The sequence below is a fragment of the Limosilactobacillus oris DSM 4864 genome, from assembly GCF_001434465.1.
GTDB classification, from domain to species: Bacteria; Bacillota; Bacilli; order Lactobacillales; family Lactobacillaceae; genus Limosilactobacillus; species Limosilactobacillus oris.
The window spans coordinates 1-19,492 of the sequence record NZ_AZGE01000002.1 but is presented as its reverse complement, the minus strand read 5'-3'; the positions used below and the strand labels follow the sequence as shown (position 1 = coordinate 19,492).

General features: G+C 46.2%; 32 protein-coding genes. 2 read left to right on the top strand and 30 right to left on the bottom strand.

Annotated features, from left to right (window positions below):
- Positions 1-224: 224 nt before the first annotated feature.
- Both gadC and gad read left to right on the top strand, forming a co-directional pair.
- Positions 225-1,790 (top strand): glutamate/gamma-aminobutyrate antiporter, encoded by a 1,566-nt coding sequence (gadC, locus tag FC49_RS01590; protein ID WP_056983885.1) that lies wholly within the window; start codon positions 225-227, stop codon positions 1,788-1,790.
- A gap of 14 nt (positions 1,791-1,804) precedes the next feature.
- Entirely contained in the window at positions 1,805-3,211 is a 1,407-nt protein-coding gene (gene gad, locus FC49_RS01585; RefSeq protein ID WP_056983883.1) for a glutamate decarboxylase, read from the top strand.
- 384 nt (positions 3,212-3,595) lie between these two features.
- Here gad and rplQ read toward each other — a convergent pair whose 3' ends face one another.
- The 30 genes from rplQ to FC49_RS01445 all read right to left on the bottom strand — a co-directional run bounded on the left by rplQ (position 3,596) and on the right by FC49_RS01445 (position 19,314).
- Entirely contained in the window at positions 3,596-3,979 is a 384-nt protein-coding gene (gene rplQ, locus FC49_RS01580) for a 50S ribosomal protein L17 (protein WP_003714475.1), read from the bottom strand.
- A gap of 32 nt (positions 3,980-4,011) precedes the next feature.
- The gene (locus FC49_RS01575; protein ID WP_003714497.1) at positions 4,012-4,956 is read right to left on the bottom strand and encodes a DNA-directed RNA polymerase subunit alpha; all 945 of its coding nucleotides are present in this window, start codon (positions 4,954-4,956) and stop codon (positions 4,012-4,014) included.
- Positions 4,957-5,040: 84 nt separating this feature from the next.
- Positions 5,041-5,430: a 30S ribosomal protein S11 gene (rpsK, locus tag FC49_RS01570; protein WP_003664532.1), complete on the bottom strand. Its 390-nt coding sequence runs from the start codon at positions 5,428-5,430 to the stop codon at positions 5,041-5,043.
- Positions 5,431-5,464: 34 nt separating this feature from the next.
- Positions 5,465-5,830 (bottom strand): 30S ribosomal protein S13, encoded by a 366-nt coding sequence (rpsM, locus tag FC49_RS01565; RefSeq protein ID WP_003714460.1) that lies wholly within the window; start codon positions 5,828-5,830, stop codon positions 5,465-5,467.
- 30 nt (positions 5,831-5,860) lie between these two features.
- Positions 5,861-5,980: a 50S ribosomal protein L36 gene (rpmJ, locus tag FC49_RS09710; RefSeq protein WP_003714521.1), complete on the bottom strand. Its 120-nt coding sequence runs from the start codon at positions 5,978-5,980 to the stop codon at positions 5,861-5,863.
- 39 nt (positions 5,981-6,019) lie between these two features.
- Complete coding sequence (gene infA, locus FC49_RS01560; RefSeq protein ID WP_003664537.1) at positions 6,020-6,238, bottom strand: translation initiation factor IF-1; 219 nt, start codon at positions 6,236-6,238, stop codon at positions 6,020-6,022.
- A gap of 132 nt (positions 6,239-6,370) precedes the next feature.
- The gene (locus FC49_RS01555; protein WP_003716083.1) at positions 6,371-7,027 is read right to left on the bottom strand and encodes an adenylate kinase; all 657 of its coding nucleotides are present in this window, start codon (positions 7,025-7,027) and stop codon (positions 6,371-6,373) included.
- Positions 7,024-8,343, bottom strand: coding sequence for a preprotein translocase subunit SecY (gene secY, locus FC49_RS01550; RefSeq protein ID WP_003714482.1), 1,320 nt, complete (start codon positions 8,341-8,343; stop codon positions 7,024-7,026). The genes FC49_RS01555 and secY overlap by 4 nt, the downstream gene beginning before the upstream one ends.
- Position 8,344: 1 nt before the next feature.
- On the bottom strand, positions 8,345-8,779 hold the full coding sequence (gene rplO, locus FC49_RS01545; RefSeq protein ID WP_003714516.1) for a 50S ribosomal protein L15: 435 nt from the start codon (positions 8,777-8,779) through the stop codon (positions 8,345-8,347).
- Between the two features lie 32 nt (positions 8,780-8,811).
- A complete protein-coding gene (gene rpmD / locus FC49_RS01540) occupies positions 8,812-8,994 on the bottom strand; it encodes a 50S ribosomal protein L30 (protein ID WP_003714480.1) in 183 nt (60 codons plus the stop codon).
- 14 nt (positions 8,995-9,008) lie between these two features.
- Positions 9,009-9,512, bottom strand: coding sequence for a 30S ribosomal protein S5 (gene rpsE, locus FC49_RS01535; protein WP_003714463.1), 504 nt, complete (start codon positions 9,510-9,512; stop codon positions 9,009-9,011).
- Between the two features lie 22 nt (positions 9,513-9,534).
- The gene (rplR, locus tag FC49_RS01530; protein WP_003716171.1) at positions 9,535-9,900 is read right to left on the bottom strand and encodes a 50S ribosomal protein L18; all 366 of its coding nucleotides are present in this window, start codon (positions 9,898-9,900) and stop codon (positions 9,535-9,537) included.
- 53 nt (positions 9,901-9,953) lie between these two features.
- Positions 9,954-10,490: a 50S ribosomal protein L6 gene (gene rplF / locus FC49_RS01525; RefSeq protein WP_003714509.1), complete on the bottom strand. Its 537-nt coding sequence runs from the start codon at positions 10,488-10,490 to the stop codon at positions 9,954-9,956.
- Between the two features lie 29 nt (positions 10,491-10,519).
- Positions 10,520-10,918 carry a 30S ribosomal protein S8 gene (rpsH, locus tag FC49_RS01520; RefSeq protein ID WP_003714522.1) on the bottom strand — a complete coding sequence of 133 codons (399 nt, stop codon included), beginning with the start codon at positions 10,916-10,918 and terminating at the stop codon, positions 10,520-10,522.
- Positions 10,919-10,949: 31 nt separating this feature from the next.
- Entirely contained in the window at positions 10,950-11,135 is a 186-nt protein-coding gene (locus FC49_RS09705) for a type Z 30S ribosomal protein S14 (RefSeq protein WP_003664547.1), read from the bottom strand.
- A gap of 14 nt (positions 11,136-11,149) precedes the next feature.
- The gene (gene rplE, locus FC49_RS01515) at positions 11,150-11,692 is read right to left on the bottom strand and encodes a 50S ribosomal protein L5 (RefSeq protein ID WP_003716075.1); all 543 of its coding nucleotides are present in this window, start codon (positions 11,690-11,692) and stop codon (positions 11,150-11,152) included.
- Positions 11,693-11,717: 25 nt separating this feature from the next.
- Positions 11,718-12,026: a 50S ribosomal protein L24 gene (rplX, locus tag FC49_RS01510; RefSeq protein WP_003714494.1), complete on the bottom strand. Its 309-nt coding sequence runs from the start codon at positions 12,024-12,026 to the stop codon at positions 11,718-11,720.
- 33 nt (positions 12,027-12,059) lie between these two features.
- On the bottom strand, positions 12,060-12,428 hold the full coding sequence (gene rplN, locus FC49_RS01505; RefSeq protein ID WP_003714461.1) for a 50S ribosomal protein L14: 369 nt from the start codon (positions 12,426-12,428) through the stop codon (positions 12,060-12,062).
- Between the two features lie 64 nt (positions 12,429-12,492).
- Positions 12,493-12,759, bottom strand: coding sequence for a 30S ribosomal protein S17 (gene rpsQ, locus FC49_RS01500; RefSeq protein WP_003714501.1), 267 nt, complete (start codon positions 12,757-12,759; stop codon positions 12,493-12,495).
- Positions 12,760-12,783: 24 nt separating this feature from the next.
- A complete protein-coding gene (gene rpmC, locus FC49_RS01495; RefSeq protein ID WP_003714473.1) occupies positions 12,784-12,990 on the bottom strand; it encodes a 50S ribosomal protein L29 in 207 nt (68 codons plus the stop codon).
- A complete protein-coding gene (gene rplP, locus FC49_RS01490; RefSeq protein ID WP_003664555.1) occupies positions 12,980-13,414 on the bottom strand; it encodes a 50S ribosomal protein L16 in 435 nt (144 codons plus the stop codon). Before rplP ends, rpmC begins: the two co-directional genes overlap by 11 nt.
- Before the next feature lie 3 nt (positions 13,415-13,417).
- A complete protein-coding gene (gene rpsC / locus FC49_RS01485; protein ID WP_003714496.1) occupies positions 13,418-14,083 on the bottom strand; it encodes a 30S ribosomal protein S3 in 666 nt (221 codons plus the stop codon).
- A gap of 12 nt (positions 14,084-14,095) precedes the next feature.
- Positions 14,096-14,443 carry a 50S ribosomal protein L22 gene (gene rplV / locus FC49_RS01480; RefSeq protein ID WP_003714490.1) on the bottom strand — a complete coding sequence of 116 codons (348 nt, stop codon included), beginning with the start codon at positions 14,441-14,443 and terminating at the stop codon, positions 14,096-14,098.
- Positions 14,444-14,461: 18 nt separating this feature from the next.
- Positions 14,462-14,740, bottom strand: coding sequence for a 30S ribosomal protein S19 (rpsS, locus tag FC49_RS01475; RefSeq protein ID WP_003714506.1), 279 nt, complete (start codon positions 14,738-14,740; stop codon positions 14,462-14,464).
- Between the two features lie 36 nt (positions 14,741-14,776).
- Positions 14,777-15,622, bottom strand: a complete 846-nt coding sequence (rplB, locus tag FC49_RS01470; RefSeq protein ID WP_003714468.1) for a 50S ribosomal protein L2 — start codon at positions 15,620-15,622, stop codon at positions 14,777-14,779.
- A 25-nt stretch (positions 15,623-15,647) separates the two neighbouring features.
- Positions 15,648-15,944 carry a 50S ribosomal protein L23 gene (rplW, locus tag FC49_RS01465; protein ID WP_003714478.1) on the bottom strand — a complete coding sequence of 99 codons (297 nt, stop codon included), beginning with the start codon at positions 15,942-15,944 and terminating at the stop codon, positions 15,648-15,650.
- Positions 15,944-16,567 (bottom strand): 50S ribosomal protein L4, encoded by a 624-nt coding sequence (rplD, locus tag FC49_RS01460; protein ID WP_056983881.1) that lies wholly within the window; start codon positions 16,565-16,567, stop codon positions 15,944-15,946. The genes rplW and rplD overlap by 1 nt, the downstream gene beginning before the upstream one ends.
- Positions 16,568-16,588: 21 nt before the next feature.
- Positions 16,589-17,251, bottom strand: a complete 663-nt coding sequence (rplC, locus tag FC49_RS01455) for a 50S ribosomal protein L3 (RefSeq protein ID WP_003714508.1) — start codon at positions 17,249-17,251, stop codon at positions 16,589-16,591.
- Between the two features lie 46 nt (positions 17,252-17,297).
- A complete protein-coding gene (rpsJ, locus tag FC49_RS01450) occupies positions 17,298-17,606 on the bottom strand; it encodes a 30S ribosomal protein S10 (protein WP_003714487.1) in 309 nt (102 codons plus the stop codon).
- 382 nt (positions 17,607-17,988) lie between these two features.
- Positions 17,989-19,314, bottom strand: a complete 1,326-nt coding sequence (locus FC49_RS01445) for a uracil-xanthine permease family protein (RefSeq protein WP_056983880.1) — start codon at positions 19,312-19,314, stop codon at positions 17,989-17,991.
- Positions 19,315-19,492: the final 178 nt, after the last annotated feature.

The window sequence follows — 19,492 nt, the reverse complement described above, 5'->3', positions numbered from 1 at the left end:
AGCTCATATCAAGCAGATATACGGCAAACGTATATCAGGTTATTATTTGACATTTCGTTCAATGCCGGATATACCATAAGCAAGGTAAACATTTCCCGTGGTTACTGTTTTAGTTTAATAATCTTTATGATTAAACTAAAAGTATCATTTTGATTGTAATTGATTTTATAACAATAAAGCCTGGGTAAAGTGTTTATCAAATCATAAACAGAAAGGAGAAGCTCATGGATAGTAATGGCAAACAAGTCGCCCGAAACCTAACTTTATTTGGTTTCTTTTCACTCACCGCATCAATGGTCTTGACGGTGTATGAGTACCCAACTTTTGCTACCGCCAAGCTGCACCTGGTATTCTTCCTGGTCCTTGGTGGAATCTTCTGGTTCCTGCCAGTTGCACTCTGTGCCGCCGAAATGGCAACCGTTAATGGTTGGAACCAGAATGGTGGCGGAATTTTCAGCTGGGTCAAGCACACCCTTGGCGAGCGGTGGGGATTTGCGGCCATCTTCTTTCAATGGTTTCAAATCACGGTCGGTTTTATCACGATGATTTACTTCATCTTGGGGGCATTATCATTCGTCTTCAACTGGCCGGCTCTTAACCAGGTTCCCGTCATTAAATTCTTTGGGGTCCTGATTATCTTCTGGCTCCTGACCTTTTCACAATTCGCGGGAACCAAGTACACTGCACGAATCGCCAAGTGGGGCTTTTCACTTGGGATCTTAATTCCTTCAGTAATTCTCTTTGTTTTAGCAATCTGGTACATCATCAAGGGAGGTCCCTTGCAGCTCAGCTTTTCAGCCCGGGCCTTTGTCCCTGACTTCGCTCATCTCAATACCCTGGTAGTCTTTGTTTCATTTGTCTTAGCCTACATGGGGGTCGAAGCCTCAGCTTCGCACATTAACGAATTAAAGCGGCCCAAACGGAATTATCCTTTGGCAATGTTCATCCTGGTAATCCTCGCAATCTGCCTGGATACCTTTGGTGGCTTTACCGTCGCCGCGGTTGTCCCAGCCAAGGAAATTTCACTTAGTGCGGGGGTTGTCCAGGCCTTTAACTACCTGTTGCTCTACATCAATCCCCAACTCGGCTGGCTGGTCAAGCTGATTGCGTTGATGATTGCCGCTGGGGTCATGGCCGAGATTAGTTCCTGGGTCATTGGCCCTTCCCGGGGGATGTTCGCAACCGCCCAGCAGGGAATTCTTCCCCGGTGGTTCCGGAAGACCAACAAGTCGGGAGTACCAATCCCGCTAATCGTGGTCCAAGGGATCATCGTTTCAATCTGGGACGCGGTCCTGACCTTCGGGGGTGGCAGCGATAACGTTTCGTTCTTCGCCGCCATGTCGCTGACCGTGGTTATCTACCTGGTCGGCTACCTGCTCTTCTTCATTGGCTACCTCGTCTTGATTTTCAAGAAGAAGCAGCTGAAACGTACCTATGAAATCCCTGGTGGAACCTTTGGCAAGGCCGTTGTTTCAATCTGTGGATTATTAGTATCCCTCTTTGCCTTCGGTATCTCGTTCGTTCCGCCGAGCACGCTGCCAAGATCATCCGATTCCGCTTATCTGGGTGTCTTAATCATTAGCTTTATTATTGCGCTGATACTGCCATTTATCATCTACGCCTTCCACCACAAGTGGGGGCACCACCATCACAATGACAATCCCCAGCACCTCAGTGCCCAGGATGTCATTCCAGCAGTACCACCAATTACTCGTGGTGAGCATCACATTGTCCCAGAAGCTGTTTCAGATGAAAACGAGACAGCAAGTAAACCTGCACATCAAAATTAGGAGGTTATCTATTTATGGCTGGATTATATGGTAAAAACAGTAAAGAAAATCGTAACTTTCTCGATCCCATTTTTGGTTCCTATGCTTCGGATCACCCTCTTCCAAAGTATCAGCTGAACGAAAAGCCGGTGGAACCGCGGATTGCCTACCGGATCGTTAAGGACCAACTTCTGGATGAAGGAAACGCCCGTGAAAACCTGGCAACCTTCTGTCAGACTTACATGGAACCAAATGCAACGAAAATCATGGCCGAAACAATGGATAAAAACGCCATTGATAAGTCAGAATACCCACGGACGGCTGAACTAGAAAACCGCTGTGTTAACATTATTGCTAACCTCTGGCACGCTCAACCCGCTGAGAACTACATGGGGACTTCCACGGTCGGTTCTTCTGAAGCATGTATGCTTGGTGGCCTGGCAATGAAGTTTGCCTGGCGGGAACGGGCCAAGAAGCTGGGCCTGGACATTCACGCCCACAAGCCAAACCTGGTTATTTCTTCCGGCTACCAAGTTTGCTGGGAAAAATTTGCCACCTACTTTGACATTGAACTGCGGACCGTCCCAATGGATGAACAGCACCAGTCGCTTAACATGGAAAAGGTAATGGACTATGTTGACGAATACACGATTGGGATCGTTGGTATCATGGGGATTACCTACACAGGCCGTTATGATAACATCGCCAAGCTGAACGACCTGGTCGAAGCCTATAATAAGACGACTCCTTACAAGGTTTACATCCACGTTGATGCCGCCTCAGGTGGTTTCTACGCACCGTTCATGGAGCCAGATATCAAGTGGGACTTCCAGCTGAAGAACGTTGTTTCCATTAATTCGTCAGGTCACAAGTACGGCCTGGTATACCCAGGGATTGGTTGGGTTCTCTGGCGCGACAAGCAGTTCTTGCCAGACAAACTGATCTTTAAGGTCAGCTACCTTGGTGGTGAACTGCCGACCATGGCGATCAACTTCTCACGGAGTGCCTCGCAAATCATCGGTCAATACTACAACTTTGTCCGCTTCGGCTTTAATGGCTACAAGGAAATCCAAAAGCGGACCCATGACGTTGCCGTCTACCTGTCCAGTGAAATTGCCAAGTTAGGCCACTTTGAAATCGTCAATGACGGTTCCGAACTGCCAATTGTCTGCTACAAGCACAAGATTAACGATGGCGTTGACTGGACCCTCTACGACCTGGCTGACCGTCTCCGGATGAAGGGTTGGCAAGTACCAGCCTACCCACTGCCGGAAAACCTCGACAACATCGAAGTTCAACGGATTGTCTGCCGGGCTGACCTGGGAATGAACATGGCCCACGACTTCATTGAAGATATGAAGCGGGCAATTGACGAGTTAAATAACTCCCACATTGTCAGCCACCAACGGACTGAGCTCAAGAAGTACGGCTTTACCCACTAGTATTGAGCTGTGCCTAGCCTGATAATTTAATTCCACCTACTCCCCCAAGTGACCTGGTTAGTTGCTTGGGGGAGCTTTTTTGTGTGGGGAAGAAAGTTGGTCAAAAGCTGGCTCGTCAGCTGCTGCACTGCCGCCTTATCATCCTTGAAATAGCTAAGGGACCGGGGCTCATTCCCAACTGCTGCCAGCCAAAAGTCTCCTCGACTGGCAGCACGTCCGAACCCATCGCTAGTGGCCTCCAAAAAACGTTTAAAATAAAAAATCACTTACCATTGCGGCGCACGGGGTTTCCGCATTCGAGCTAGACTAGGGTCGCCCCACCATCGTAACGCTCTATGCCATCAATGATAGTGATTCTTTATTACGTATTTAGTTTGTCAGTAATTAGTCGACGAATTCCAAGATAACCATTGGAGCGCCGTCACCACGACGAGGCATGGTCTTCAAAATCCGCGTGTAACCACCGTTCCGGTCTGCATACTTTGGTGCAAGTTCTTCAAACAGGTGTTGAAGTGCAGATTGGATCCGAATGTCATCGCCGTCTTCCTTAACATCCGCAACAACATTACGGATAAAGGCAGCAGCCTTCCGGCGAGAAGCAAGGTCACCGTGCTTAGCAAGTGTAACCATCTTGTCAGCGGTCTTGCGAACTTCCTTTGCACGTGCTTCAGTAGTGGTAATCTGACCATTAACGATCAAATCAGTAGTTAAATCACGTAATAAAGCTTTACGTTGTGAACTTGTACGTCCTAATTTACGGTAACTCATGAACTGGTTCCCTCCTTTGCAATTGGTATCAATTAATCATCCTGGCGGAATGAAACGCCAAGGTCATTTAATTTGAGCTTAATTTCTTCTAATGACTTCTGTCCTAAGTTCCGAACCTTCATCATGTCAGAAACGGTCCGATCAGTCAGTTCCTTAACGGTGTTAATTCCCGCACGCTTGAGACAGTTGTATGAACGAACAGACAAGTCCAGTTCCTCAATCGTCATTTCAAGCGTCTTTTCCTTGTGGGTTTCTTCCTTTTCAACCATCACTTGGGCATTTTGCGCCGTTTCAGTCAGGTTAACAAACATTGCCAAGTGTTCAGTCAAAATCTTAGCACCCAAACTAACCGCTTCGGTTGGTGTAATTGAACCATCAGTCCAAACATCCAGGGTCAACTTGTCGAAATCACTCCGTTGACCAACCCGCGCATTTTCCACGGTGTAGTTTACACGTTCGATTGGAGTATAAATGGAATCAATTGGCAGTACACCGATGGCCAAATCTTCCATCCGGGCCTTATTATCATTAGCTGAAAGGTAACCACGACCTTTATCAGCTGTCATCTTAATGTGTAATTCTGCACCATCAGCGACAGTTGCAATATGCAAATCAGGGTTCAAGACAGATACTTCGCTATCACCTTGAATATCACCGGCGGTTACTTTAGCAGGTCCCTTGACGTCTAATTCCAAGTCCTTTTGGTCTTCAGAATTGATTTTCAGCGAAACCTTTTTAAGGTTTAAGATAATCTGGGTAACATCTTCAGTAACACCCTTCACCGTGCTGAATTCGTGCAAAACACCATCAATTTGCATGGTAGTAATTGCTGAACCTGGCAATGAAGCAATGAGAACCCGTCTCAGTGAGTTACCAAGAGTCGTCCCATAACCGCGCTCAAGTGGTTCTACAACAAACTTGCCGTAGTTATCCGTTTCTTCAACTTTATGAATGTTTGGCTTTTCAAATTCGATCATTCTATCCCTGTACCCCTTTCAAACGTGGTGCGCATTTTTAACAAAAGACAAATTGTGGAAAACAGGTTCTCCACCAAATGTCCATTAAACACGACGACGCTTTGGAGGACGAGAACCATTGTGTGGGACTGGAGTTACATCGCGGATTGCGGTAACTTCCAAACCAGTTGCTTGCAGAGCACGGATTGCAGCTTCACGCCCAGAACCTGGACCCTTAACTTCAACTTCAACAGTCTTCATACCGTGTTCCATAGCTTGCTTAGCAGCAGCTTCTGAAGCCATTTGGGCAGCAAATGGAGTTGACTTCCGTGAACCCTTAAAGCCCAAGACACCAGCTGATGACCAAGCAACGGCGTTACCTTGAACGTCAGTAATCATGATCAAAGTGTTGTTAAATGTTGAGTGAATGTGCGCAACACCAGTTTCAACATTCTTCTTTGCACGACGCTTACGCGTACCTTTTTTGGTTGCCATATCTAGTACTAACCTCCTTTTTTATAAAATTAAATTACTTCTTCTTGTTAGCGATGGTTACCGCCTTACCCTTACGAGTACGAGCGTTGTTCTTCGTGTGTTGACCACGAACTGGTAAACCACGACGGTGACGCATACCACGGTATGAACCAATTTCTTGCAGACGCTTGATGTTCATTGAAACTTCCCGGCGCAAGTCACCTTCCACTTGGATGTTTTCAACTTGACCACGGATCTTTTCTTCTTGGTCCGGAGTTAAATCACGAACACGAACATCTTCAGAAACACCGGCAGCTTCCAGAATCTTCTTAGCAGTGGAATCACCGATACCGTAAATATAAGTTAAGCCGATTACAATTCGCTTGTCACGAGGTAAATCGACACCTGCAATACGAGCCATTTAGTGCACCTCCATTCCTATATAATAAAATTACTTACCTTGACGTTGCTTGTGCTTTGGGTTAGCAGAGCAAATCACCATAACACGTCCATGACGCTTAACGATCTTGCAGTGCTCGCACATCCGCTTGACTGATGGTCTTACTTTCATCCTTAAAAATCCTCCTAAGAGTTCCTAGATCAACAATTATTACTTAAACCGGAACGTGATCCGACCCTTGGTAAGGTCATATGGAGACATTTCAACCTTTACTCGGTCCCCAGGCAGAATCTTGATGTAGTGCATCCGAATCTTTCCTGAGACATGAGCAAGAATCTCCGCCCCATTTTCCAGTTCAACTTTAAACATCGCGTTAGGCAGGGTTTCAGTAACCTTACCCTCAACTTCAATCACATCGGCTTTTGCCACGAAACGGTTCCTCCTTGCTTAATCAAGAAATTACGTAAAAACGGTGGAAAGCGCACTACTCCCCACTGTCAGCTAGATAAACCTTGCCTAGTTTAGCATAAGTAGCTGTCTAGCGCAAGTTATCAAGCATCTTTAGAGACTATTAAGCACTTTCTTGACATCTGCATAAACCTTATCGATGTCCTGTTGGCCATCGATCGTGTGCAAAACACCTTGCTTTTGGTAGTAATCTACCAGTGGGGTGTTCAACTTAATGTTGACATCCAAACGATTCTTGACCGTTTCTGGCTTATCGTCATCACGTTGGTAGAATTCGTGGCCGCCACAGACGTCACACGTTCCTTCTACCTTTGGCGCATTGTAAATCTTATGATACGTTGCACCACAATTGCGACAAATAAACCGACCACTTAACCGTTCTACCAGCACATCTGGTTCGACGTGAATATTGATGACAGCATCTAATTGCCGGTTACTCTCAGCTAACATCTTATCCAAAGCCGCAGCCTGGTTAAGATTGCGAGGAAAGCCATCAAGCATGAAGCCCTTGGCAGTATCATCCTGGGCAAGTCGTTCCTTAACAATGCCGTTCGTCACTTCATCCGGAACTAATTCACCCTTATCGATGTACTTCTTAGCTTCAACTCCCATTGGCGTTTCGTTTTTAATTGCCGCACGGAAGATGTCCCCAGTTGAAATATGAGGAATATCGAAATCTTCCACAATCTTTTGCGCTTGGGTACCCTTACCGGCACCAGGCAACCCCATTAAAACAAGGTTCATACTCATTTGCCATTTCCTCCTTCTGGTTCACGAATAAATCCAATATATTCACGCTTCATCGTTAACCCGTTTAATTGACGGATAACATCCAGGGCAATCTGGACGATGATCAATAAGCTGGTCCCACCCAAGCCGATTGACTGGCTAAGGTTCCAGACGTTGCTGGCAATCAGTGGGATTAAGGAGATCAATCCCAAGAAGAGCGAACCAACCGTACTTAAACGCATTAACAGACCTGAAACAAAAGTTTGCGTTCCTTTTCCCGGCCGAACACCAGAAATGTAGGAACCCTGCTTTTGCAAGTTTTCTGCGAGCTTTTCCGGATTAACCTGAACAAAGGCGTAGAAAAAGGTAAATACAACAATCAACAACGTATACAAGGCGATCCCCGGACCGGATTGCATATTAAAAATCGTTGTCAGTACTTGATACCAAGTGTCACCACCATGGTTTTGCTGGAAAGCCATCAAGATCGTTTGCGGGGTTGAAATAAAGGAACCAGCGAAGATGACTGGAATAACCCCAGAAACGTTAATCTTTAACGGGAGGTAACTGCTTGATGGTGAAGTAGTTGTCCGACGAGTATACTGAATCGGTAACCGACGTTCAGCTTGTTGGACCCAAGTTACGAACGCCACAATGATTAATAATGCTACAACAACTAACGCAATGAAGCCGATTCCTGACCATAAGGCCGCACCGGATTCTCCTGCAATTTGATCGTCCCAGAGTTGCCGCATCGCACCGGGCATTTGTGCAACAATCCCGGCAAAAATCAGCATTGAAACACCATTACCGATACCACGTTCGGTAATCATGTCCCCCATCCAGGTAGCAAACATCGTCCCCGCCGTCAGAATCAAACCAATCGTTAGGTAAGTCTGCGGATTGGGGTGGTTAACCAATTTAATCGTGCTTAACGCGTTGAACCCGGCGGTAATCCCAATTGATTGGATAAATCCAAGGACAATCGTTAACCACCTGGTTGCCTGGTTAAGTTTTCGCCGACCAACTTCCCCTTGCTTACTCCATTCAACAAACCGCGGAACAATATCCATCTGCAGCAGTTGAACAACAATCTGGGCGGTGATGTACGGGGAAACCCCCATTGCAAACAACGAGTAGTTTTCCAAGCCACCACCACTAAAGGTATTGAGGATCGATGCTAACCCGGTCGAGGAAATTTCCTGCAAAGCTGCAGCGTTAACTCCAGGAACAGTGATAGCCGCCCCAATTCGGTAAACAATCAACACGAATAAGGTAAAGAGAATCTTCTTCCGAATCTCCTTAACCTTTAACGTGTTTATGACGGCTTTGAACAAATTACATCACCTCAGTTTTACCGCCAGCAGCTTCAATTGCTGAAACCGCTGAAGCAGAAAACTTGTTAGCCTTAACAGTTAACTTCTTTTCCAGCTTACCGCTACCAAGAACCTTAACACCGCTCTTCAAGTTCTTAACGATTCCGTTTTCTACCAGAACTTCTGGAGTAACTTCAGCACCGTCATCGAACTTGTTCAGGGCAGTCAAGTTAACAATAGCGTATTCCTTGCGGTTGATGTTGGTAAAACCACGCTTAGGAATTTGCCGGTAGAGTGGCATTTGACCCCCTTCAAAACCAAGACGAGTCTTGCCGTGAGCCTTTTGACCCTTAGTACCACGTCCTGAAGTGAAACCGTGACCTGATGAAAGACCACGACCCTTACGAAGACGCTTTGAACGAGAACCTTCAGCAGGCTTCAATTCATTTAACTTCATTTGGTAGGCACCTCCTTATTATTTAGTTTTAATTACTTAACTTCTTCGATTGAAACTAAGTGTGCAACTTTGAAAATTTGACCACGTGTTGCGGCATTGTCTGGCAGAATGTTTGAACTGCCGATCTTGCCTAAGCCCAAGGCCTGAACGGTCTTCCGTTGGGTTGGTTCACGGTGGGCAACACTGTGGATTAAGGTAACTTTAACTTTAGCCATAATTAGTGCCCTCCTTATTCAGCCAAGTGATCTACTGAAACGCCACGAAGCTTAGCAACTTCGTCAGCACTCTTCAATTGCTTCAGACCTTCGAAAGTAGCCCGAACCACGCTGATTGGCGTGTTGGAGCCCAGACGCTTGGAAGTAACATCGGCAACCCCGGCCAGGTCCATAACGTTACGAACCGCACCACCGGCAGCAACCCCGGAACCTTCAACGGCGGGCTTCAACATGATCTTACCACCGCCGTAAGTACCGATAACTTCGTGCGGAATAGTAGTACCAACGATTGGAACAGTAATCAGGTTCTTTTCAGCAGCAGCTTGAGCCTTGCGGATGGCTTCTGGAACTTCTTGAGCCTTACCAGTACCAAAACCAACGTGACCCTTACGATCGCCGACGATAACAAGGGCAGCAAACCGCATCCGACGACCACCCTTAACAACCTTGGTAATCCGGTTGATAGCAACAACTTGATCGTCTAAGTCCAACTTTGCTGGATCAATGTATTCTGACATTGCAGGTTATTCCTCCTTTTCCTTAGAATTTAAGTCCGTTTTCACGAGCAGCTTCAGCCAAAGCCTGAACACGACCATGGTACAGGTACCCACCACGGTCAAACACAACGTTCGTGATGTTTTGGTCAGCAGCACGCTTGGCAATCAATGCACCAACGCCGCTAGCTTGTTCAGTCTTCGTCTTACCACTAACTTCGCTGTCGTTTGTGGAGGCACTTGCGAGCGTCACACCCTTTACGTCATCAATTAATTGAGCGTAAATGTTTTTGTTTGAACGGTAAACACTTAAGCGTGGGCGCTCCGCAGTACCAGAGATCTTGCCGCGAACGCGCATGTGACGGCGTTGACGGATCTTGTTCTTATCTGGTTTAGAAATCACAACAGTCACCTCTTATTAAATAGTATAGTTTAATTCGTAGACGGTAGATTAACCTCTCAAGGTTACTTACCAGTCTTACCTTCCTTACGGATGATGTGTTCGTTTTCGTAACGAATACCCTTACCCTTGTATGGTTCAGGTGAACGAACGGCACGAACTTGGGCAGCAAAATCACCAAGGTGTTCCTTGTTGATGGAGCTTAATTCGATAGTAGTGTTGTCAGGAACCTTAATGTCAATATCTTCCGGCTTGTCCATTTCAACTGGGTTGGAGTAACCAACCGTCAAAATCAGCTTGTTGCCCTTGAATTGAGCACGGTAACCAACACCGACTAACTTCAGGACCTTCTTGTAACCATCAACAACACCTTCAACCATGTTGTTAACGTTTGCCCGGGTAGTACCGTGAATCATCTTCATCTTGTTGGAATCATCATCACGGTCAAACTTAATCACGTTGTCAGCAACCGTCATCTTAATCAAAGGTGAGATTTCACGTGACAAAGTTCCCTTAGGACCCTTAACAGTTACGACGTTGCCTTCCTGGGATACTTCTACACCTTGTGGCAAGTCAATTTCCTTGTAACCAATACGACTCATGCGTGCACCTCCTAGCTTTATATAATATCTTACCAAACGTAAGCGATAACTTCGCCACCGATTTTTTTGGCGCGAGCTACCTTGTCGGTTACAACACCCTCAGATGTTGAAATAATAGCAATACCTAATCCGTTAAGAACCTTTGGCACAGCATCAGCCTTAACATAAGACCGCAGACCAGGCTTTGAAATCCGCTTCAAGCCAGAAATAACGCGTTGACCGTCGTTGCCATATTTCAAGAACACACGGATGATGCCTTGCTTGTTATCGTCAACATATTCAACATCGCGAACGAAACCTTCATTCTTCAAGATTTCGGCGATGTCCTTCTTCATCTTAGATGCAGGAACCTCAACTGATTCGTGTTGTGCCATGTTAGCATTACGAATCCGCGTTAAGAAATCTGCAATTGGATCGCTCATAGACATCGATGTTTTCCTCCTTTTGTCGGTGATTTGTTTACCAGCTAGCCTTCTTTAAACCAGGAATTTGTCCCTTGTGGGCAAGTTCACGTAAGCAAATCCGGCATAGGTGGAATTTACGGTAAACTGAGTGCGGACGTCCACAACGTGCACAACGCGTGTATTCACGACTTGAGAACTTCGCTGGACGGTTGCACTTAGCAATCATTGATTTTTTAGCCAATTTGTGGAACCTCCTTATTTAGCAAATGGCATGCCGAGTTGGGCAAGTAATTCATGTGATTCTTCATCACTTTCAGCAGTAGTAACAATGACTACGTCCAAGCCCCGAACCCGGTTAACCTTATCGTAATCAATTTCAGGGAAAATTAATTGTTCATGGATACCAAGAGTGTAGTTACCACGACCATCAAAGGCCTTGTTGCTTACACCGTGGAAGTCACGAACCCGTGGCAATGCTACGTTGATTAACTTGTCCAAGAAATCATACATCCGTTCACCACGTAAGGTTACCTTAGCACCAATTGGCATTCCTTCACGAAGACGGAAGCCGGCGATGGACTTCTTAGCCTTAGTGATCAATGGCTTTTGACCAGCAATCAAGCCCAATTCTTCAACGGCTTCGTCCAAGTTCTTGGAGTTAGTAGTGGCATCACCAACACCCATGTTCAAGACGATCTTGTCGACCTTTGGCGCTTGCATCGTTGAAGTGTAGTTGAACTTTTCAATCAATGCAGGACGGATTTCGCTTTCGTACTTAGCTTTTAAACGGTTTTCCATTAGTAATTATTCCTCCTTTCCTCGATTAGTCGATGGTCTTGCCAGACTTCTTGGCAACCCGAACCTTCTTGCCATCAACGAACTTGTAACCAACACGGGTTGGTTCGTTGGTAGAAGGATCAATCAGCATTACGTTTGAAGCATTGATAGCAGCTTCAGTTTCAATAACGCCACCGTTAGGATTTGCGTTGCTTGGCTTTTGGTGTTTCTTAACCATGTTAATGCCTTCAACGATTACACGGTTTTGGGCAGCGAAGATTTGCTTAACGTTACCTTCCTTACCCTTGTCTTTACCGGCGATAACGCGAACTTTGTCACCTGTTTTAATGAGCATGTTGATTGTGCACCTCCTTATTTTTGGTTAATCTTACAGAACTTCTGGAGCCAGAGAAACGATCTTCATGAAGTCATCGCCACGAAGTTCACGAGCGATTGGCCCAAAAATACGGGTACCCTTAGGGCTCTTATCGTTGTTGATCAAAACAGCGGCGTTTTCATCAAACTTGATGTAAGAACCATCCTTACGGTGCAGACCATGCTTGGTCCGTACAACGACAGCCTTAACAACGTCACCTTTCTTGACAACGCCACCTGGTGTTGCCTGCTTTACAGTAGCAACAATAATGTCACCGATGTTACCAGTCTTAACTCGGGAACCACCCAAGATCTTGATGACAAGGATTTCACGAGCACCGGAGTTATCAGCGACCTTCAACCGACTTTCCTGTTGAATCACGGTTAATGTCCTCCTTCCATTTACAAATAAGAATTAGAATACGAATTTAAGAGTTATCTGCTAATTAAAGGGTAGCAGCCTTTTCGACAACTTTTACAAGACGGAAACGCTTCTTAGCTGATAATGGCCGAGTTTCCATGATTTGTACAGTGTCGCCGGTCTTTGCTTCGTTGTTTTCATCGTGTGCGTAGAACTTCTTTGAGTACTTAACACGCTTGCCGTAAATTGGGGCACTCTTGTAAGTGTCGATTACGACAGTGATGGTCTTGTCCATCTTGTCAGAAACAACGCGGCCTTGATAAACCTTGCGTGCATTACGTTCTTCACTCATGCGCTAATCCTCCTTTTCGTATTCTTATTTGTTTAATTCTTGTTGACGAAGAACTGTCTTAACCCGTGCAATGTCCTTACGTACTTTTTTAAGGCTTGCAGTGTTTTCCAATTGACCAGTAGCTAATTGGAAACGCAAGTTAAACAATTGTTCCTTCAATTCCTTTTCACGGTCAAGTAGCTTGTCAGTGGTTAATCCATTCAGTTCTTGTACGTAATCTTTACTTTTCATTAGATTGTCCACCTACTTCCTCACGTTGTACGATCTTAGTGCGAACTGGCAACTTGTGACCGGCAAGACGTAAAGCTTCACGAGCGACTTCTTCAGAAACGCCCCCTACTTCGAACATTACCTTGCCGCGCTTAACTGGAGCAACCCATCCTTCAGGAGCACCTTTACCGTTACCCATCCGGACACCAACACCTTTACTGGTGTAGGAAAGTTGAGGGAAGATCTTGATCCAAACCTTCCCACCACGCTTCATGTAACGAGTCATCGCAATACGAGCGGCTTCGATTTGCCGGTTGCTGATCCAGTGGGAATCAAGTGCTTGCAAACCAAATTCACCAAAGGTAACCGTCTTGCCACCCTTAGCTTCGCCACGCATGTGACCACGTTGAACCTTACGGTGCTTTACTCGCTTTGGTACTAGCATGTTTTACTTCCCTCCTTGTTCATCATCATTTTCATTCTTCTTGGTAGGAAGAACTTCACCACGGTAGATCCAAGTCTTAACACCCAGGACACCGTAAGTAGTGTTCGCTTCATCCCAAGAGTAATCAATGTCGGCACGGAGAGTGTGCAATGGAACAGTACCGTCAGAGTATGATTCAACCCGTGACATATCAGCACCGTTCAAACGACCAGCAACTTGAGTCTTAATACCCTTAGCGCCGGCACGCATAGCCCGTTGCATTGCTCCACGCATTGCACGACGGAAAGCAATCCGTGCTTCGAGTTGCCGTGCGATGCTTTCACCAACCAGGTGTGCATCCAAGTCTGGCTTCTTGATTTCCACAATGTTGATGTGGACACGCTTGCCAGTTAACTTGTTTAATTCCTTACGAAGTGCTTCAACTTCTGAACCACCCTTACCAATAACCATTCCTGGCTTGGCAGTGTGAATTGAAACGTTGACGCGGTTTGCGGCACGTTCAATTTCAACGGTTGATACAGAGGCATCAGCAAGTCGCTTTTCAATGTACTTACGGATCCGAAGGTCTTCGTTCAGGTAGTTAGCAAAGTCTTTATCAGCGTACCACTTTGCAGTCCAATCGCGAATGACTCCGACACGAAAACCATTAGGATTGATCTTTTGACCCACTATTTATTCCTCCTATCGTTCTGTAACAACCACTGTGATGTGACTAGTCCGCTTGTTAATTGGTGAAGCAGAACCCTTTGCACGAGGACGGAACCGCTTTAAAGTTGGTCCTTCGTTTGCGTAGGCTTCGCTGACAACCAATGAAGCACGATCTAAATCAAAGTTGTTTTCAGCGTTTGCAACAGCAGAATTTAAGACTTTTTGAACATCTGAAGCGGCACCACGGCTGGTGAACTTCAGAATAGCGAATGCTTCAGCAACGCTCTTGCCGCGAATTGCGTCTAAAACAAGGCGAACCTTGCGGGCAGGAACACGGACCATCTTGGCAGTTGCCTTAGCGGAAGTGATGTTTTCAGCCATTTCTTAATTCACCCTCCTTTACTTACCTGTCTTCTTGTCATCAGTTGCGTGACCGTGGAAAGTACGAGTTGGCACGAATTCGCCCAACTTGTGACCTACCATGTCTTCTTGTACGTAAACTGGTACGTGCTTCCGACCATCATAAACAGCAAATGTGTAACCAATGAAGCTTGGGAAAATGGTAGAACGACGTGACCAGGTCTTGATGACCGTCTTCTTTTCAGAACCTTCCTGCTCCTTAACCTTCTTCAGTAACGAAGCATCGGCGAAAGGTCCCTTCTTCAAACTACGACCCATTTAGTGTACCTCCTCTCGGGTAATAAACGTAATATATTAACGAGTGTGTGGACCGCGCTTCCGACCACGAACAATGAACTTGTTTGAACGAGCCTTATGTGAACGTGTCTTCTTACCAACGGTCTTCTTACCCCATGGAGACAGAGGAGATGGTAAACCAACTGGTTGCTTACCTTCACCACCACCATGTGGGTGATCATTAGGGTTCATAACAGAACCACGAACGTGTGGACGTTGACCAGCGTAACGGGTCCGACCAGCCTTACCCTTGATTAAGAGGGCGTGTTCGTCGTTACCAACAGTACCGATAGTGGCACGGCAGGTAGCAAGAACCATCCGTACTTCACCAGATGAAAGACGTACCAAGACGTACTTTTCATCCTTACCAAGTAATTGAGCAGAAGCACCTGCTGAACGAGCAAGCTGACCACCCTTGCCTGGCTTTAATTCAATGTTGTGAATAACAGTACCAACTGGAATGTTCTTCAATGGAAGAGCGTTACCAACCTTGATATCTGCATCTGGACCAGATTGAACAGTCATGCCAACCTTCAGACCCTTAGGAGCGATGATGTATGACTTGGTACCATCAGCGTAACCCAAGAGTGCGATGTTAGCAGTACGGTTTGGATCGTATTCGATGGCCTTAACAGTTGCAGGAACATCATCCTTGATCCGCTTAAAGTCAATGATCCGGTATTGACGCTTAACACCACCACCACGGTGACGAACAGTAATGTGACCATAGCTGTTCCGGCCGGCAGTGTGCTTTAATGGAGCCAACAATGACTTTTCAGGCGTCGTCTTCGTGATTTCAGCGAAGTCGTAACCGTTCATGTTCCGGCGACCGTTAGTAGTAGGTTTGTACTTACGAATTCCCACTATGTTTTCCTCCTTTTTTTAATGATTAGTTTTCACTGTTGTCGTTGAACAGCTTAATTTCATCTGAATCAGCAGAAAGAGTAACGATTGCCTTACGACGACGCTTAGTGTAGCCGACGTAACGACCTTGACGCTTCTTCTTGCCCTTAACATTCATGATGTTAACCTTAACAACCTTCACACCGAAGATTTCTTCAATGGCATTCTTGACCTGAGTCTTAGTTGCCCGTAAATCAACATCAAAAGTGTAACGCTTGTCGTCCATCCCGGCCATTGAGGCTTCGGTAACAACTGGACGTAAAATAATATCGCGTGCTTCCATTATGCGAGCACCTCCTCTACTTGAGAAAGAGCTGACTTAGTAATGATTACCTTTTGGGCGTCAGCAACGTTTAAGATGTTAACCCCGGCAGGAGTAACAACAGTTGCGTTTGCCAGGTTGCGTGCTGATAATGCAGCGTTCTTGTCGTCGTCAGTAACAACGATCAAGGCCTTTTCAGCAACGTTCAGGTTGTTCATTACCCCAGCAAATTCCTTGGTCTTTGGTGCATCAAAGTTCAATGCATCAACAACAACTAATGTGTTGTCGAGAACCTTTTGGGAAAGTGCTGACTTGATTGCAAGTTGACGAACCTTGCGTGGCAGGTTGTACTTGTATGAACGTGGAGAAGGTCCGAAGACGATTCCACCACCACGGAACTGTGGTGCCCGAATTGATCCTTGACGAGCACGACCAGTACCCTTTTGCCGCCATGGCTTCTTACCACCGCCGCTAACCGCAGAACGGTTCTTAACGGCGTGGGTACCTTGGCGCAAAGAAGCACGTTGACGCAGGATAGCATCAAATTCAGCGTTTTGGTTTGGTTCGATACCAAACACAGCGGCGTTTAATTCGATCGTGCCGTTTTGGCTACCATCTTGCTTGTACAAATTAACGCTAGTCATTATTAACTTCCTCCTTTCTGATTATTTGTTGTGTTGCTTGCTCAGGCTCTTCTTAGTGTTAGCCTTCACAGAGTTCTTAATCGTAACGTATGACTTGTTAGCGCCAGGAACGTTACCCTTGATGAGCAAGACATTGTTATCCAAGTCAACCTTAACAACTTGTAAGTGTTGCATCGTAACAGTCTTGTTACCCATCCGGCCTGGGAGCTTCATGCCCTTGAAGACACGGTTAATGATGGCACCCAGCGAACCTGGACGACGGTGGTAACGAGAACCGTGAGCCATTGGTCCACGTGACTGGTTATCCTTGTGAATGTTACCTTGGTAACCATGACCCTTGGTAACACCCGTAACGTCGACTGTTTCACCTTCAGCGAAGACGTCAGCCTTAACTTCGTCTCCTACCTTGATGTCATCCCCTAATTCAGCGTCACGGATTTCACCGATGAAGCGCTTAGGGGTTGTATTTGCTTTTGCTGCATGACCTTGTTCAGGCTTGTTGCTCAAGATTTCGCGCTTGTCATCGAAGCCCAGTTGAACAGCGTTGTAACCGTCATTTTCAACGGTCTTGATCTGCATAACAACGTTTGGCGTTACGTCGATAACAGTAACTGGAACTAATTCACCATTGTCAGTGAATACTTGAGTCATTCCAACCTTTTTACCTAAGATTCCTTTGGCCATGAGTACACCTCCAATTTAATTGTTTTAATAAATTAAGTAGAAATAATTACAACTTGATTTCGATGTCAACACCACTTGGCAGGTCGAGCTTCATTAATGCGTCAACAGTCTTTGGTGTTGGGTCAATGATATCGATCAGACGCTTGTGAGTCCGCATTTCAAATTGTTCCCGAGACTTCTTGAACTTGTGTGGTGAACGGATAACCGTGTAGATAGTCCGTTCAGTTGGTAACGGGATTGGACCTGAAATCTGAGCACCTGTCCGCTTAGCGGTATCCACAATCTTGTCTGCTGATTGGTCAAGGATACGGTGTTCATAAGCCTTTAACCGAATACGAATCTTTTGATTTGCCATTATGTTCCCTCCTTCGTCAGATTTAAAATTTGACTAGCTCCGCGGAAATTACCGCCACATCCTGTGGCAAAGCGGCCGGGTGTGTCGCAACCTTCCGCATCAACACTTCGCAGCTTAAACCAGTATGGGGGCAGGGCAAAACTGCCCGCCAATGCTCAAGCACCTATCCATAATACTAAAGAATCCCAGTCATATCAAGTGTTTAAATCAATTTATTTATTTTGCAATCTTTTTGTAAAGTTTTTTCAAGATAATAAAAAGTGAGCGCAAAAATAAAACGGCTGTGTTTGGTTGGAAAAATCAAACACAGCCGTTTTGAACTTTCGATGAAAAGCCAGCTACGGCATCGTTTTCTACAAAATTAACTACCTTCATCCAGATTTTAAAGGTGCTGCCGCCGCGGCATCAAGATATTAAGAATAATCGCGGTAATCGCTGCAATCGCGATTGGTGATCCCAACAGGTATTGCAACATCTGCGGTGCCGCGTTTAGGACGTGCTTAGGCAGCAGAACCAGGGCAATCGTCAGGATAATTGGCAAGCCGATAACGTAGATGTCGCTTTCGCCCGTATCTAAATTACGGATGACGTTCAAGCCATTCAGCATGATCGTCACGGTAATGATGGCGAATACTCCCCCAATAACCGGTGCGGGAATCGCTGCCAGAAACGCTGACAACTTAGTAAAGAAGCCGAGGAGAATAAACCAGCAGCCGGCGGAAATAAAGGCCCGCTTGCTTGCAACTCCAGTAATCGAGATAATTCCGGCATTGGTGGAGTAACCCGTTACGGGGGTTGTCCCGGCAAAGGCAGCAATCAGACAGCTTAGCCCCTCGCCGACGATTCCGTGATTCCATTGCTTCTTCGTAATCGTATGGTTGGTGACGGCGCCCATGGCAAACCAAGTTCCGGTTGTCTCAGTCGTCAAAATCGCGTAGATAATAATAAAGGTAAAAATCGCCGTAAGGTCAAAGTGAATTCCCCAGTGGAGAATCGTTCGTTGGGGCAGACTAAACCAGGGGGCGGTCGCAACAGAGTGCCAGTCAAAGCGGCCCATGCTTGCACTGAGCGCAGTTCCAACTAATAAGGCAATGACAATCGAACCAGCCTTAAAGAGCTTTTGAACTCTCGGGAAGCGAATACTAATGCCGACACAAATTAGCAGAGTCAGCGCGGTCACCGCTGCCAGCTCCATATTCTGGTAGACGTTGCCAGCCGCCTCAAAGATATTATCATTCAGGGCGGACGGGATTAGAGACAGGCCCACACAGGTGATAATGGTTCCCCCGACCACCGCCGGTACCAGGTAGTTAATAATCTTTTGAAATACCCCGCTCAGTCCGAGAAGGATTAGCAGGACGGCCCCGACGACCAAGGCGCCTAGTAAGGTCGCCATTCCAGCTCCTTTGAGACCCCCGCTGGCCATCACAACACCAGCAGCGGCACTCAGCGGAACAAATGACGGTCCCTGCGACACCGGCATCTTCATAAAGAGTGCCGTTTGCAAAATCGTGCCGATCCCCGCCGCCAAAAAAGTTGCTTGCAGGAGACCAGTTGAATCAGCGGCCCCCATTGCCAGCATCCCGGCGAGAATGATTGGCGGCACGTAAACGTCCATTGCTAGGACGTGCTGTAGTCCTAGCAGGGTCGCTTCCGTTGTCGAAATTTTTTCGTCCGGTCCAACTAATAGTTGTGCTTTTTCTTCCATTTCTTAATTACCTCTCATCAATTCTCAATACCTAATAAAATAACACGAACTATAACGGTTTTCAATAAGTAAATCGTTCGTTAAAGCGTTTAACTAATTTAAAAATAAAAACAGCCGCTGATTTTCATCAACGACTGTCTATCTATCTCATTGGCTCTACAATTTTAAGTACTGATGG